Genomic DNA, 12,538 nt, shown 5'->3' with positions numbered 1-12,538 from the left:
CGGGTACGGCGGGGCACTCCGCAGCCGGCAAGGTGCCGAGGGGAGGCCCCATGAGCTTCGACATTCGACCAGCGTCCGCCGAACGCTTCGCCGACGTCGCCGTCATGCTCGGACCGAAGAACCCCACGTCCTCGGTGTGCTGGTGCCTCAGCCATCGGCTCGATGCCGCCACGAACCGTTCGCTGGTCGGTCCGGACCGCGGCCGCTACGTCGAGAACTTGTGTTCACGGGACGTCGCCCCCGGCGTCCTCGCCTACGAGGAATCCGTCGTCGTCGGCTGGGCTGCGGTGGCTCCTCGCTCGCAGTTGCCGTTCGCCCGGTCCAAGAAGATCCCGCACGTCGACCAGCTACCGGTCTGGTCGATCTGGTGCGTCCGGGTCCGACCCGGATACCGCGGTCGTGGCGTGGCGCACGCCGTACTCGGTGGCGCCGTGGATTATGCGCGGGAGCGCGGCGCTCCCGCAGTCGAGGGGTACCCGGTGGACAACAACGGCGCCCGCGTCGACCTCACCATGGCCTACGTCGGGACCCGAAAACTGTTCGAGGACGCCGGATTCAGCTACGCCGCACCCACGTCGTCGGTCAGCGGCGGGTTTCCCCGTGTCCTGATGCGCCGCGACCTGTCGTAGGGACCACCCTGCACGGCTGCCGCCCACGTGCCGGAGCGCCACGCAGGGCGCCCGGCTCCCGGAATCGTCACGGCACAGCCAAGGCCTCGGTGGGAGAGAGCCGGGCCGCCCGTAGCGCCGGATAGAGGCCGGCGATACCGCCGATGAGGACCGTGGCGACAACGGCGCCGACCGTGGTCCACGCCGGCACCGTCGTCGGCCATCCTTGGTAGCGGGCGTACCCCGCGGTGACGACGATTCCCAGTGCCACACCGCCCAACCCGCCCAGCGCGGACAGCAACAGCGACTCGGTGAGGAACTGGGTGCGGACCTGCCCACGGGTGGCACCCAGCGAGCGGCGTAGGCCGATCTCAGCCCGACGCTCGAGAACCGAGATCACCATCGTGTTGGCCACCCCGACGCCGCCGACGAGCAAGGCGACCGCGCCCAGCCCCAGCAGCAGTCCGGTGAACGCTGCACCGGCGGCTCGCTGCGCGGTCAGCGCGTCCGACGGGCGGGATACCTCGACCTCGTTGGGCGCCTCAGGATTCGCCGTCGGCCCGAGGACCGCGCCGACGGCCTCGACCTGGCTGTCGTCGGAGCGGGTGTAGACGATGCTGGCCCGGCCGTCGAAGTCGAACTCCTCCGTCGCGACCGGCCAGCCGATCAACGCGGCGGTGTCCAGTTCGGGCGCGAGCGCCACCGGATCGAGGATGCCGACGACGGTGAACCACCTGCCGCCCACCAGGATCTGGATCTGTGGGCTGGCGTGGTTGATTCCCAACCGGGCGGCTGCCGTTGAACCCAACACGACGGCTGGGTAGTGACTCGTCGCCTCGTTTAACCAGCGACCGTCGCGCACGTGGCCGCCGATCGTGTCGAGCAGGCCGAGTCGCGCGGCGTACGTCGACAATCCTCCGGTCTGTACCTTCGGTATCTGGTCGGAGCGAAAGACCTTCGCATCGGCGATCTTGCCTACCGCTGACACCGATGTCACCGGGCCGATCCGGTCGATCATCGCTTCTGCCGCTTCGGGCAAGGTCGCGTCGGCGCCGGCGAGCGTACGGCCCGGCGTGACGGTCAGCAGGTTCGTCCCCAACGAGGCCAGCGTACGGTCGAGGTCGGCCTGCGACGACGACGAGATCCCCACAACGGCGACCATCGCGGCGATACCGATCGCGATACCCAACGCCGACAACAGGACTCGGGTGGGTCTGGTGCGCAGCCCGGAGGCGCCGACGCGAACGACATCGGTGGCGCGCAGGCGCGCCGGGACGAGTTTCCGGCTGTCCATCAGGAGTCCGTTCCCGCCGAGGTGGTCACCGTGGCGCGCGAATCCAGGATGTGTCCGTCCCGCATCTGCACCTGTCGAGGCAGGCTGGCGGCGATCTCCCGGTCGTGGGTGATGACGACGATCGTCGTCCCGGACGAATGCAACTGGCGGAGCAGGCCCATCACGGCAGTTCCGGCGACAGAGTCGAGGTTGCCCGTCGGCTCGTCGGCCAGCAGCAACGGCGGATCTCCCACCACGGCACGGGCTATGGCGACGCGCTGGCGCTCCCCACCGGACAACTGGTGCGGTCGGTGATCCAGCCGATGGCTGAGACCGACCCGGTCCAGCGCTGCTGCCGCCAGCTCCCGCCGCTGGGAACGACGGACGCCGGCGTACAGCAGGCCGTCTGCGACGTTGTCCACCGCGGCGACGCTGGGCGCCAAATGGAACTGCTGGAAGACAAATCCGATGCGCCGGGCGCGCAGGGCCGACAACTGGCGATCGGACAACGTTGCGATGTCGTTGTCGTCGATCACCACGCGCCCGGTCGTGGGCCGGTCCAGCGCGCCCAGGACGTGCAACATCGTCGACTTGCCGGAACCGGACGGGCCCACGATCGCGGTGAACTCACCGCTGTCGATGCGGAGGTCGACCGAAGCCAGCGCGGTGACATCCCCGGGATACACCTTCGTCACGTCGGTCAGTTCGATCATCGGGGCACGCCCACCTTGGCGCCCTCGGCAATGCCGTCACCGCTGATCTCGACCCGGCCGTCGGCGAACAGCCCAGTGGTCACCGCGACGTAGTCACTGCCGGACCCGTCCACCACTTCCACGCCGTAGCCACCGGAGGCCAAGGCGACCAGGGCGGCAACCGGAACGGTCAGGACGTCCCGATGCTGCGCTGCGGTGAACTCCACCTCGACGGTGGCGACATCCAGATCCTTGCCCGCTGCGGCGTCGGTCAGCGAGACGGTCACCGCGAGCGTGGTCTTGTCCTCGTCGTCAGGGTTCTCAGCAGGCTCGATCTGCGTGGTGACCGCCACCACCTGCCCCTTCAGGCGGGTGCCGTCGGGCAACTCGACGGTGACCGCGCTGCCCTTCTTGGCCAGCCGCTGGTCGGCGACGTCCAGCGACAGCGTCACGACTCGGGTCGTGCCGGTCAGCTCCAGGACGGCCTGGCCGACTGTCAACGTCTGCCCCAGCGCGGCGCTCACCGCTTCGACGCGGACGGCGCCCGGCGAGAAGACCACGCGACCCAGGTCGACCCGGCCGGTCGGCTGTATCCCGTGGTCCTCCTGCCACGCCTTCACCGCGGCGGCCGTCCCGGCAGTGAACGTCCGGTCCACGACGAATCCGCTGTAGCCCAGCGCCTTGAGGTTCTCCTCCAGCTGTTTCACGTCGAGGCCCTTCGTGCCGATCGACATGGGGCGATAGGCCGGCAACGACCCGGTGAGCAGGATCACCGGGTCGTCGTCGACGTCGAACAACCGCTGATTGCGCCGTACGACGGTCCCCGGCTCCGGCAACCACGTGACCGTGCCTGCCAGCTGTGAGTTCAGCGTGCTGGTCTCGCCGTAACCGAGAGTGCCACCGAAGGTTTCCGTGTCGTTCAGGGTCTGTCGAGTGACCGTGGCGGTCGCCGACGGCGAGCTGGCCGCCGGCGTGGCGCCGCGGGCGCCACCGAAACCGACGGTCACCGCCACCACGACGCCCGCCACGACGACGACGGTCGCGGCCAACGCCACCGTCCCGCCTCGTCGCCGACGTCGCGTCGGGGTCGGCACCGGTGTCGGCAAGTCGTCGGTCATGACGCGGCCCGTCGGGCTCCGTTGGGCAAGTAGAGCTTCTCGCACTTGTCCCGGGCGGCCTCGAAGTCCGGATCCTTCATGACGGTCTCGTCGAGAATTCCGCCGCCGGACTGCGGATCGGGGAAGGCGGCTACGCCGTTCTCCCGCATGCACTGCGCCATCTTGAGCATGTTCTCGTCCTGGGCCGGGCCGGGGCCGCCACCGTCGGGCTGGGTGGGGAGCAGGTCCTTACAGGCAGCTTGCGCGGCATCGAGGTTCTGCCCTGGCTTGCCGTTGAGCGTGATCTTCAGGCGACCGTCGCTGCCCACCTCGGGGTCGGCCATGTCGATGCCGTGTTCACGCATGCATTGGGCGAACTTGAGGCCCTGCTCCGCCGCGGTGAGATTCCCCGTCGTACCCGGGCTGGCACTCGTGGTCGAGCTCGGTCCCGTCGCCACCGAGGCCACCTGCTCGCCGGTGCCGGAACTCCCGCAGCCGGCCAGCGCGATCACGACAGCGACCGTCCACGTCGCCCAGGCGAACCTGGTTCTGTTCTTCATCGATCCACCCCGCTCCTCTGCGGCCGACCAGTCTCGGCCTGCCAGCAAGGAAAGCGATCGGGCTGTTTCGCCGGCAGTTCCACGGGAGCTAACGCGGAGGAAACACGGCGATCGGCGACCATGGCGGGCGCGGGTAGAGTCGTGCGCCGGCGCACGGGCGGAGGATGGTGCATGCGAGTCTTGGTGGTCGAGGACGAGCCGATGCTGGCCGATGCGATCGCCGAGTGGCTGCGGGGCGAGGCGCATGCCGTCGATATCGCCTTGGACGGCGGTTCGGCTGTGGAACGCCTCACTGTCAGCGACTACGACGTCGTGGTACTCGACCGCGACCTCCCGGTCCTGCACGGCGATGAGGTCTGCCGAACGGTCACCGACTCCGGAGCGACGACGCGGATCCTCATGCTCACCGCGGCCGCCGAGGTGGTCGACCGGGTGGCGGGGCTGTCGATCGGTGCGGACGACTACCTCACCAAACCGTTTGCGTTCCCGGAGCTGGCCGCTCGCGTCAACGCGCTGGGCCGCCGCGCACGTCCGGCTGCGCCGCCGGTGCTGCGGGGGGCGGGCATCGTGCTCGATCCGGCGCGCCGGGAGACGTTTCGCCACGGGCGCTACATCCTGCTGTCCAAGAAGGAGTTCGGTGTCCTTGCCGAGCTGATGCGGGCGGCGGGGGGCGTCGTCTCGGCTGAACAGCTGCTGGAGAAGGTCTGGGACGAGAACGTCGATCCGTTCACCTCGGCAGTGCGGCTCACGATCCACAAGCTGCGGCGCAAACTCGGCGAGCCGCCCGCGGTCGTGACCGTGCCCGGTGTGGGGTACCGGCTCGCATGAGAATCGCCGGTCCGCGCACGCTGAAGGCCCGGCTGACGCTGATCTACGGCGGCCTGTTCTTCCTGGCCGGCACCGTCTTGCTGGGCGTGACGTACCTGCTGGTCGACCGGCAACTGCCGGCGACGAATGTGATCGCCAGTCAGATCGGGCCGCAGCCGACGAGCCAACCGACGAGCCAACCGACGGGACCGACCGGCCCGGGCCAAGCGACGGGCCCGGGGCAACCCACCGGCCAGGGCCAAGCTACGAGCCAGGGGCAGCCGTCAAGTCAGGGGCAGCCAACGCCGACGGGGAGCGCCCCGTCGCTGTGGACCGGTAGCGGCGAAGTCATTGCGGTCGAGGATGTCCCCGGCTTCCTGGCCGCCGAGGCGGTCCGGCTACGCAGCGAGACGGTGTCGTCCCTGCTGCGGCAGGGCGCAATCGCGCTGGTCCTGGTCGGCAGCGTGTCGGTCGGCTTGGGCTGGCTGGTCGCCGGACGGGTTCTCGCGCCGCTGCACCGCGTGACCGAGACGGCCAGACGCATCGCGTCGGCGCCGGCAGCCGATCGGGGGCTGCATGAACGTATTGCGCTGCCGGGTCGTTCGGACGAGGTCAAGGAGCTCGCCGACACCTTCGACTCCATGCTGGAGCGCCTGGACCGGTCGTTCGAGGGTCAGCGTTCCTTCGTCGCCAACGCGTCACACGAACTGCGGACGCCGCTGACTCTCAACCGTGCGTTGGTCGAGCTGGCGATGCATCGCAAGACCGCCTCAGCCGACGTCCAGCAACTCGGCGAGGCGTTGCTGCAGATCAACACTCGCCACGAGCGCCTGATCGCCGGACTGCTGCTGCTCGCCCGCTCCGACAGCGAGGTACTCAGCAGGTCGCCGGTGGATCTCGCCGATGTCCTGCACCACGTCGTCGCGCAGTCCTCCGGCGACGCTCAAGCCGCTGGCGTCACGCTTCGTACCCGAGCCGAGGCGGCGCCGACCACCGGTGACCCGCTGCTGCTGGAGCGACTGACCCAGAACCTCGTGGACAACGGCATCAAGTACAACGTCGCGACACCGGACGGCTTCGTCGTCGTGACCAGCGGTGTGGTCGACGACCGGGTCGAATTGGAGGTGGAGAACTCCGGGCCGGTGATCCCCGCCTACGATGTGCCGGTGCTCTTCGAACCGTTCCGCCGGTTGGGCACCGAACGACTGGTCACGGCGAAGGGAGCCGGGCTCGGCCTGTCGATCGTCCGCTCGATCGCGCGCGCCCACGGCGGCGAGGTCATCGCTCGCGCCCGCGAAGCCGGCGGTCTGGTCGTCACGGTCCGGCTTCCGGCGGAATCGAGCTGAGGACAACCCGGATCGGAGTCGCTGATGGGGGCAGGGTTCGACGGTTTCGACGAGTTCGACATCGCCACAGCGGAGTCACACATCCACGGGCGACGCGGTGGCAGCGGGCCGCCGCTGTTGCTGCTGCACGGCATTCCCGAGACGCATCTGATGTGGCGGCGGGTGGCGCCAATCCTGGCGCGGCACCACACGGTCGTGGCGACCGACCTGACCGGATACGGCGACTCCGGTGCGCCGCCGAGCGCACCGGACCACGCGCCGTACTCGATGCGTCGACTCGCCCAGGAGCAGCTCGATGTCATGCAGCAGTTGGGCTTCCAGCGATTCTTCGTCGCCGGGCACGACCGTGGCGCGCGTTGCGCCTACCGGATGGCCCTGGACCACCCGCACGCGGTCGAACGGCTGGCCGTGCTCGACATCGTGCCCACCGGTGATGCCTTCGACCGGGCGGACATGGCCTTCAGCCTCGGCTTCTGGGTGTGGTCCTTCCTTGCGGCGCCGTACCCGGTCCCGGAGGAACTGATCGCGGCGAACCCCGCTGTGCTGGTCGACCACATGCTGCAGACGTGGTCGGACGATCCGGCTGCCTTTCCCGCCGAGGTCCGCAACGAGTACGTCGCGAAACTCTCGCGGCCGTCGGCGATCCATGCAGTCTGCGAGCAGTACCGAGCTGCCGCCACCGTCGATGTCGAACACGATCGGGCCGACCGCGGGACACGTGGTATCGCGTGGCCCCTCCTGGTGCTGTGGAGTGACTCCGGCCCGCTTGCCAGCTGGTACGACCCGCTGCAGCTGTGGCGGCAGTGGGCGACCGACGTCGAGGGCTGGCCGGTGCGGTCCGGCCACTTCATTCCGGAGGAGGCGCCCGCGGTCACTGCCGCCGCCTTGCTGCGCTTCCTCCACCGGGCCTGACCTGCCGCGGTGGCACGGCCGTGGCGGGCATGATCGGGTGATGCGACGACCTGGCACGTTCGGACGGAGATCGCGATGACGCAGACGGTGACCGGATCGGCCGCGGTGGACGGCGGCGATCCCGAGGTCAGGCCGCAGGACGACCTGTTTGGGCACGTCAACGGCTCGTGGTGGCGCAGCGTCGAGATCCCTCCCGACCTGCCGATGGCCGGCGATTTCGTCTGGTTGGGCGTGCAGACCGAAGCCGACATCGACGCCATCCTGCGCGAGGCAGCCGAACTGTCACTGTCGGCACCGGCAGCCCGGACGTCGCCGCTCGCCGCCCCGGGCACCCCGTTGCAGCAGGTGGGCGACCTGTACCGGTCGTTCCTTTCCACCGACCACGTCGAGGAGCGCGGTGCCGAACCGCTGACGGACCTGCTGGCGGCGGCCGCTGCCGTCGTGACACCGCCACAGCTCGTCGAGCTGTTCGGGCGGCTGGCTGCGGTCGGGGTCCCCGGCGCGTTCGACGTGCAGGTGCGGACCGACGATCGGCAGGCCGACCGGTACGTGGCCTACCTCAGCCAAGCCGGTCTCGGCCTGCCGGACGAGACGTACTACCGGCAGGAACCGTTCAACGCCGTACTCCCGGCGTACCGCAATCACATCGCGGCGATGTTGCGCTTGCTCGGCGACGACCCGGCGGCAGCGACCGCCGCCGCCGACCGCGTCGTGGCCCTGGAAACCCGGATCGCGGCGGTGCATTGGGACCGGGTGGCCGTGCGCGATGTCGTGCGCGGCTACACGCTGCTCGACGCCGACGAGTTCGCCGTGACGGCGCCAGCGCTGGACCTGACTGCGTGGCTGCGCGGTGCCGGCGCCGACGAGGGTCTGCTGCCCGAAATCGTGGTGCGGCAGCCGAGTTTCGCCGCCGGCCTCAGCGAGCTGCTCGGCGACGCAGAACTCCCGTCGTGGCGCGATTGGCTGCGGTTCCACATCGTCCGGTCGTACGCCGGCTACCTGAGCGCGCCGTTCGTCGACGAGCACTTCGAGTTCTACGGCAGGACGCTCACCGGATCGGCGGAACTCAAGCCGCGCTGGAAACGGGCGGTGGCGCTCACCAACCAGGTGCTCGGCGAAGCCGTCGGGAAGCTGTACGTCGAACGGCACTTCCCGCCGGAGTCCAAGACGCGCATGGAGATTCTCGTCGGGAACCTGATCGAGGCGTACCGTCGTGACATCGAGTCGTTGGACTGGATGGGACCGCAGACTCGGCAGCGAGCGTTGGACAAGCTCGGGCAGCTGCGGACGAAGATCGGCTATCCGACCCGGTGGCGCGACTATTCGACGATCGAGATACGGCCTGACGACCTGGTCGGCAATGTGATGCGGGCACGGGCGTTCGAGAGCGCCCGCGAGCTGGGCAAACTCGGGCAGCCGGTGGACCCCGATGAGTGGTTCATGACTCCGCAGACGGTCAACGCCTACTACAGCCCCGGGACGCACGAGATCTGCTTTCCCGCGGCGATCCTTCGCCCGCCGTTCTTCCACCCCGACGCCGACGACGCCTACAACTACGGTGGCATCGGCGCTGTCATCGGCCACGAGATCGGTCATGCCTTCGACGATCAGGGATCCCGGTACGACGGGGCGGGCAACCTCGCCGACTGGTGGACCGACGACGACCGAGCGCGTTTCCAGCTGCGGGCCGACCGCCTGATCGCGCAGTACGACCAGTTCGAGCCCCGTGACCAGCCGGGGTTCCGTGTCAACGGCGGCCTGACCGTCGGCGAGAACATCGGCGATCTCGGCGGGCTCCAGATCGGCCTGCAGGCATACCTGATCAGCCGCGACGGCAGCGTGCCGCCCGTCATCGCCGGACTGACCGGCGTCCAGCGGGTCTTCACCAGTTGGGCACTGTGCTGGCGGCTGAAGGCGCGGGCCGAACTCGGCGCTCAGTTGCTGGCCGTCGATCCGCATGCCCCCGCCGAGTTCCGGGCCAACGTCGCACGGAACCTCGACGAGTTCCACGAGGCCTACCGCACCGAGCCCGGGGACGGCATGTGGCTCGACCCGCCGGATCGGGTGCGCATCTGGTAGTCGCCGCGCCCCCCGTACGCCGCTGCGCTGGCCCGGGCCGGCGGACCCGACCGGGGCCAGACCGGACCGGATCGGACCGGGGGCCGGGCGGTGGACCATGGCAGTCGGCACTTAGGCCGCTGGCCGGCCTTGCTGCCCGCCGTCGGTGTCCGGTTGTCCCGCAGGCCGTTCCGGGGTCGGGCTTGCCGGCGTCGTCGCTGCCGGGGTTGTCGCCACCGGGGTTGTCGCTGCCGGCGGTGATCCGGCAGCGGGCGCCGTTGTCGAACCGGGCTGCGGCGACCGCCGCCGGCCAGGCGGCGCGACCGGCGGGCGGGACGACTCCGCGGCGGTACGCCGGCGCGCGCCGCGCAGCATCGCCCGCAGCAGCACGGCGGCCACGACCCGCGCGACCTGCACCCCCGCCCCGACGGCCAGCGCCAGCCCGACGAGGGCGGGAACCGGCCAACCGAGCCGGGCCGCGACCAGCGCGCCGGCCGCGACGCCGAGCAGCGGCGCGACGACCGCGTGCACGTCATCCGCTGGCTCGCCCGTCCGGTTCCGGCGCATGAGGTCAGGATGGCGGCCGGCCACGGCCTCACGGCGCCGACACGCGGCGTCGGCGGGACGACGGCCGGGTGACTAGCGAAGCGCCAGCGCAGCTACTCGCAGATCGGCCACGAACGCCTGGTACGCCGCCTCGCGGTCGTCGGCGCGCAGAATGCTGGACGGGTGCACGGTGACCAGCCACCAGGCGGGCTGGACGTGGGCGGGTTCGTCCGGCCAGGTTTGCCGGCTGATGAGCCGTCCGCGGTCGCGGGTGACTCGGACCGAGGGGCCGAGCAACGAGGCCGTTGCCGTCGCTCCGAGCAGGACGACGACCTGCGGGTCGACGATCCCGAGTTCGGCCAGCAGCCACGGCCGACAGGCCCGGACATGTTCTGTGCCAGGTGTCTTGTGGAGCCGGCGGCCGGACGACGTTCGTTCGAAACGGAAGTGTTTCACCGCGTTCGTCACGTAGGCGTGGTCGCGGTCCAGTCCCACGTCCAGCAGCGCGCGGTCCAGCATCTTGCCGGCTGGGCCGACGAACGGCTGCCCGACGCGATCCTCTTGGTCGCCCGGTTGTTCGCCGACGAAGGCGAGCCGGGCAGCCGCTGATCCGGCCGAGAACACCGTCTGCGTCGCCGGTTCGCCGAGTTCACAGGCGCGGCAGTCCGCGGCCGCGCTGCGTAGTCCGGTCAACGACAGTCCCGGCGGGACCTGCGCCTGCGGCGGGTCGGTGTCCACCGGCGTGGTCTACCAGGATCAGGAGCTCTTGAACCACTGGTGCAGTGCGGCGGCGACAACCTCGTCCGGTGTCGTACGCCGCGCCTGTGCCTCCGCGCGCACCAGGCGGCGGACGGTTCGGCTGACGTTGACGTCGAGCGCGACCGGCAGGTCGGCTTCCGGCGTCAGCACGGTGTCAGCGGTGGTGGCTCCGGCCCGGGCGGCGCGAGTTGCCGGTGGCACCGTCGGCTGCCCGGCGTCTGCTGGCCGGGGGACGTCGAGCGCGGCGGGCGAAGAGAGCGAGCCCTTGGGCCGCTTGCTCTTCTTGCCGCTCTTGCCCTTGCGGTCCTTGCCAGCACCACCGGCCTGCGCAGCGGTGTCCCCCGGGCCGTCGGCGCCCTTCCGCTTCGACGGCTTGCCGGCCTTGGCCTTGCGCGGGTCCGCGTCGTGGTCGGTCGACTGCTGCCGGCCGGGCTTCTTCCGGTGGCTCTTGTGCTTCTTTCCGGACGGTGCTGGCGTCCCGGCCGGTTCGGGCAACGATGCCGGCCGCTTCCGATCTGCTGTCGTACGCCGATCAGCCGTCGTACGTCGATCAGCTGTGGTGTCCGGATCGTCGGCGTCGGCCCGGGCCGGGCCGGCAGCGCCGGGATCGTCCGGAGCGGCATCGGTGGGGGCGGGGGGCAGCAGGGCGCTGACCCACGGCGACTCGCGGACCGCGCGCAGCGGCGGCCGGGGGACGGCCGGGTGCACGCCGGCGTCGGCGGCGCGCCGCAGCGCCGGGCGCGGAGCGGGATTGCGATCGCCCGCGCTCACGACGACCTGCCCCCGACGGCGACAGCGTCCACCGACCCGCCCCCGACGACGCGGGTCCCGAGTGACTGGGCGCCCAGTGACGGGGAACCCACTGACGGCGAACCCAGTGACGGCGAACCCAGTGGTCGAACTCCGCCGGCCAGGGCCGGACCGGCGTGGTCAGCGGGTGCCAGCAGTTCGTCGAGCAGGTCGTCGAACGCGTCGATCACCTCGCCGATCCCCGGTGAACGCCAGGCTTGCACGGGCACGCAGGCGCCTTGTGCCTGGGCCACCGCGGCGCGTTCGAGGACCGGCGGGTCGAGTACCAGCCCGCCGTAGGTCCGGCGGAGCTCATCGAGCCGGAAGACGTGCTCACGGAGGCTGGGCCGCAGCCGGTTCACCACGATGCCGGCCGCGCGCAGCGCCAGGTTGGTGGTGTCGCGGACGACGGCGACGGCCTCCAGCGCCTGCGCTGCCCCCTGCAGGGCAAAGAACCCGGGTTCGGTCACGATGAGGGCGCGCTGGGCCGCCGCCAGGCCGTTGCGGGTCAACTCGCCCAACGACGGGGGGCAGTCGACGAGCACGACGTCGTAGCGGTCGGCGACACCGTCCAATGCCACGCGCAGCCGATGCGACGAGCCGTGGGTCTCCCGCGCGTTGCGATGCTCCAAGGCCTGCTCGCTGGCCAGCAGTTCGACCCCGCGGCCCCAGCCGGAGGCGACGATCGCGTCTGCGGCGATCCCGGGCCGCGCATCGGCCAGCACGTCGCCCACCGAAAGCCGCGCGTCCACCGGGTCCAGGGTGGCCGTCGAGTTGGCCTGCGGGTCCAGGTCCACCACCAGCACGCGCAAGCCGAGTTCCCAGGCGGCGCCGGCCAATCCGAGGGTGATCGTGCTCTTGCCGACCCCACCCTTGAGGGAGGTGACGGCGACGATCGGCATGGCCCGAGTGTGCCATTGCCCACAGCGCAAAGCCGGTTGCGCGGCCGCGTGGCGTGACCGCGCGTCGAGCGTCTGCGGCGTCGCGGAACCAGGATGCGTGGACCCTGACCACCGGCGGCGGCGAAGGGACACAATGGAGGCGGTTGACCGCACCGGCGCTCCTCGCCGGCCGACAGGGAGCAGTGAGGC

The 12,538-nt window shown here is 70.6% G+C and carries 13 protein-coding genes; 5 read left to right on the top strand and 8 right to left on the bottom strand.

Annotated elements, in window-relative coordinates:
* The first annotated feature begins 50 nt into the window (after nt 1-50).
* A complete protein-coding gene (locus EPO13_10495; protein TAK68530.1) occupies nt 51-629 on the top strand; it encodes a GNAT family N-acetyltransferase in 579 nt (192 codons plus the stop codon).
* Between the two features lie 67 nt (nt 630-696).
* On the opposite strand, the gene EPO13_10490 is transcribed toward EPO13_10495, so the two are convergent.
* The 4 genes from EPO13_10490 to EPO13_10475 are packed head-to-tail and all read right to left on the bottom strand — an operon-like array spanning nt 697 to nt 4,230.
* Nucleotides 697-1,902 (bottom strand): ABC transporter permease, encoded by a 1,206-nt coding sequence (locus tag EPO13_10490; GenBank protein TAK68529.1) that lies wholly within the window; start codon nt 1,900-1,902, stop codon nt 697-699.
* Entirely contained in the window at nt 1,902-2,594 is a 693-nt protein-coding gene (locus EPO13_10485; protein ID TAK68528.1) for an ABC transporter ATP-binding protein, read from the bottom strand. The genes EPO13_10490 and EPO13_10485 overlap by 1 nt, the downstream gene beginning before the upstream one ends.
* Complete coding sequence (locus EPO13_10480) at nt 2,591-3,691, bottom strand: HlyD family efflux transporter periplasmic adaptor subunit (GenBank protein TAK68527.1); 1,101 nt, start codon at nt 3,689-3,691, stop codon at nt 2,591-2,593. Before EPO13_10480 ends, EPO13_10485 begins: the two co-directional genes overlap by 4 nt.
* Nucleotides 3,688-4,230, bottom strand: a complete 543-nt coding sequence (locus EPO13_10475; GenBank protein TAK68526.1) for a hypothetical protein — start codon at nt 4,228-4,230, stop codon at nt 3,688-3,690. Before EPO13_10475 ends, EPO13_10480 begins: the two co-directional genes overlap by 4 nt.
* Nucleotides 4,231-4,401: 171 nt before the next feature.
* On the opposite strand from EPO13_10475, the gene EPO13_10470 reads away from it, so the two are divergent.
* From EPO13_10470 to EPO13_10455, 4 genes are all read left to right on the top strand, one after another.
* On the top strand, nt 4,402-5,058 hold the full coding sequence (locus EPO13_10470; GenBank protein ID TAK68525.1) for a response regulator transcription factor: 657 nt from the start codon (nt 4,402-4,404) through the stop codon (nt 5,056-5,058).
* A complete protein-coding gene (locus tag EPO13_10465) occupies nt 5,055-6,383 on the top strand; it encodes a HAMP domain-containing protein (GenBank protein ID TAK68524.1) in 1,329 nt (442 codons plus the stop codon). The genes EPO13_10470 and EPO13_10465 overlap by 4 nt, the downstream gene beginning before the upstream one ends.
* Before the next feature lie 24 nt (nt 6,384-6,407).
* A complete protein-coding gene (locus tag EPO13_10460; protein ID TAK68523.1) occupies nt 6,408-7,295 on the top strand; it encodes an alpha/beta hydrolase in 888 nt (295 codons plus the stop codon).
* Between the two features lie 75 nt (nt 7,296-7,370).
* Nucleotides 7,371-9,374: a peptidase M13 gene (locus EPO13_10455; GenBank protein TAK68522.1), complete on the top strand. Its 2,004-nt coding sequence runs from the start codon at nt 7,371-7,373 to the stop codon at nt 9,372-9,374.
* Between the two features lie 111 nt (nt 9,375-9,485).
* Here EPO13_10455 and EPO13_10450 read toward each other — a convergent pair whose 3' ends face one another.
* The 4 genes from EPO13_10450 to EPO13_10435 form a co-directional block, all read right to left on the bottom strand.
* Nucleotides 9,486-9,920, bottom strand: coding sequence for a hypothetical protein (locus tag EPO13_10450; GenBank protein ID TAK68521.1), 435 nt, complete (start codon nt 9,918-9,920; stop codon nt 9,486-9,488).
* 72 nt (nt 9,921-9,992) lie between these two features.
* Nucleotides 9,993-10,637, bottom strand: coding sequence for a uracil-DNA glycosylase (locus EPO13_10445; GenBank protein ID TAK68520.1), 645 nt, complete (start codon nt 10,635-10,637; stop codon nt 9,993-9,995).
* A gap of 18 nt (nt 10,638-10,655) precedes the next feature.
* Nucleotides 10,656-11,429, bottom strand: a complete 774-nt coding sequence (locus EPO13_10440) for a hypothetical protein (GenBank protein ID TAK68519.1) — start codon at nt 11,427-11,429, stop codon at nt 10,656-10,658.
* Nucleotides 11,426-12,349, bottom strand: a complete 924-nt coding sequence (locus EPO13_10435) for a ParA family protein (GenBank protein ID TAK68518.1) — start codon at nt 12,347-12,349, stop codon at nt 11,426-11,428. The genes EPO13_10440 and EPO13_10435 overlap by 4 nt, the downstream gene beginning before the upstream one ends.
* Nucleotides 12,350-12,538 lie beyond the last annotated feature (189 nt).

The organism is Actinomycetota bacterium (assembly GCA_004297305.1).
GTDB lineage: Bacteria > Actinomycetota > Actinomycetes > S36-B12 > FW305-bin1 > FW305-bin1.
This window is presented reverse-complemented; position numbering and strand designations above follow the sequence as displayed.

Excerpts from the sequence above, each read along its gene's own strand:
- EPO13_10495 (TAK68530.1), top strand. The coding sequence starts at position 51 with ATGAGCTTCGACATTCGACCAGCGTCCGCCGAACGCTTCGCCGACGTC.
- EPO13_10490 (TAK68529.1), bottom strand. The coding sequence starts at position 1,902 with ATGGACAGCCGGAAACTCGTCCCGGCGCGCCTGCGCGCCACCGATGTC.
- EPO13_10485 (TAK68528.1), bottom strand. The coding sequence starts at position 2,594 with ATGATCGAACTGACCGACGTGACGAAGGTGTATCCCGGGGATGTCACC.
- EPO13_10480 (TAK68527.1), bottom strand. The coding sequence starts at position 3,691 with ATGACCGACGACTTGCCGACACCGGTGCCGACCCCGACGCGACGTCGG.
- EPO13_10475 (TAK68526.1), bottom strand. The coding sequence starts at position 4,230 with ATGAAGAACAGAACCAGGTTCGCCTGGGCGACGTGGACGGTCGCTGTC.
- EPO13_10470 (TAK68525.1), top strand. The coding sequence starts at position 4,402 with ATGCGAGTCTTGGTGGTCGAGGACGAGCCGATGCTGGCCGATGCGATC.
- EPO13_10465 (TAK68524.1), top strand. The coding sequence starts at position 5,055 with ATGAGAATCGCCGGTCCGCGCACGCTGAAGGCCCGGCTGACGCTGATC.
- EPO13_10460 (TAK68523.1), top strand. The coding sequence starts at position 6,408 with ATGGGGGCAGGGTTCGACGGTTTCGACGAGTTCGACATCGCCACAGCG.
- EPO13_10455 (TAK68522.1), top strand. The coding sequence starts at position 7,371 with ATGACGCAGACGGTGACCGGATCGGCCGCGGTGGACGGCGGCGATCCC.
- EPO13_10450 (TAK68521.1), bottom strand. The coding sequence starts at position 9,920 with ATGCGCCGGAACCGGACGGGCGAGCCAGCGGATGACGTGCACGCGGTC.
- EPO13_10435 (TAK68518.1), bottom strand. The coding sequence starts at position 12,349 with ATGCCGATCGTCGCCGTCACCTCCCTCAAGGGTGGGGTCGGCAAGAGC.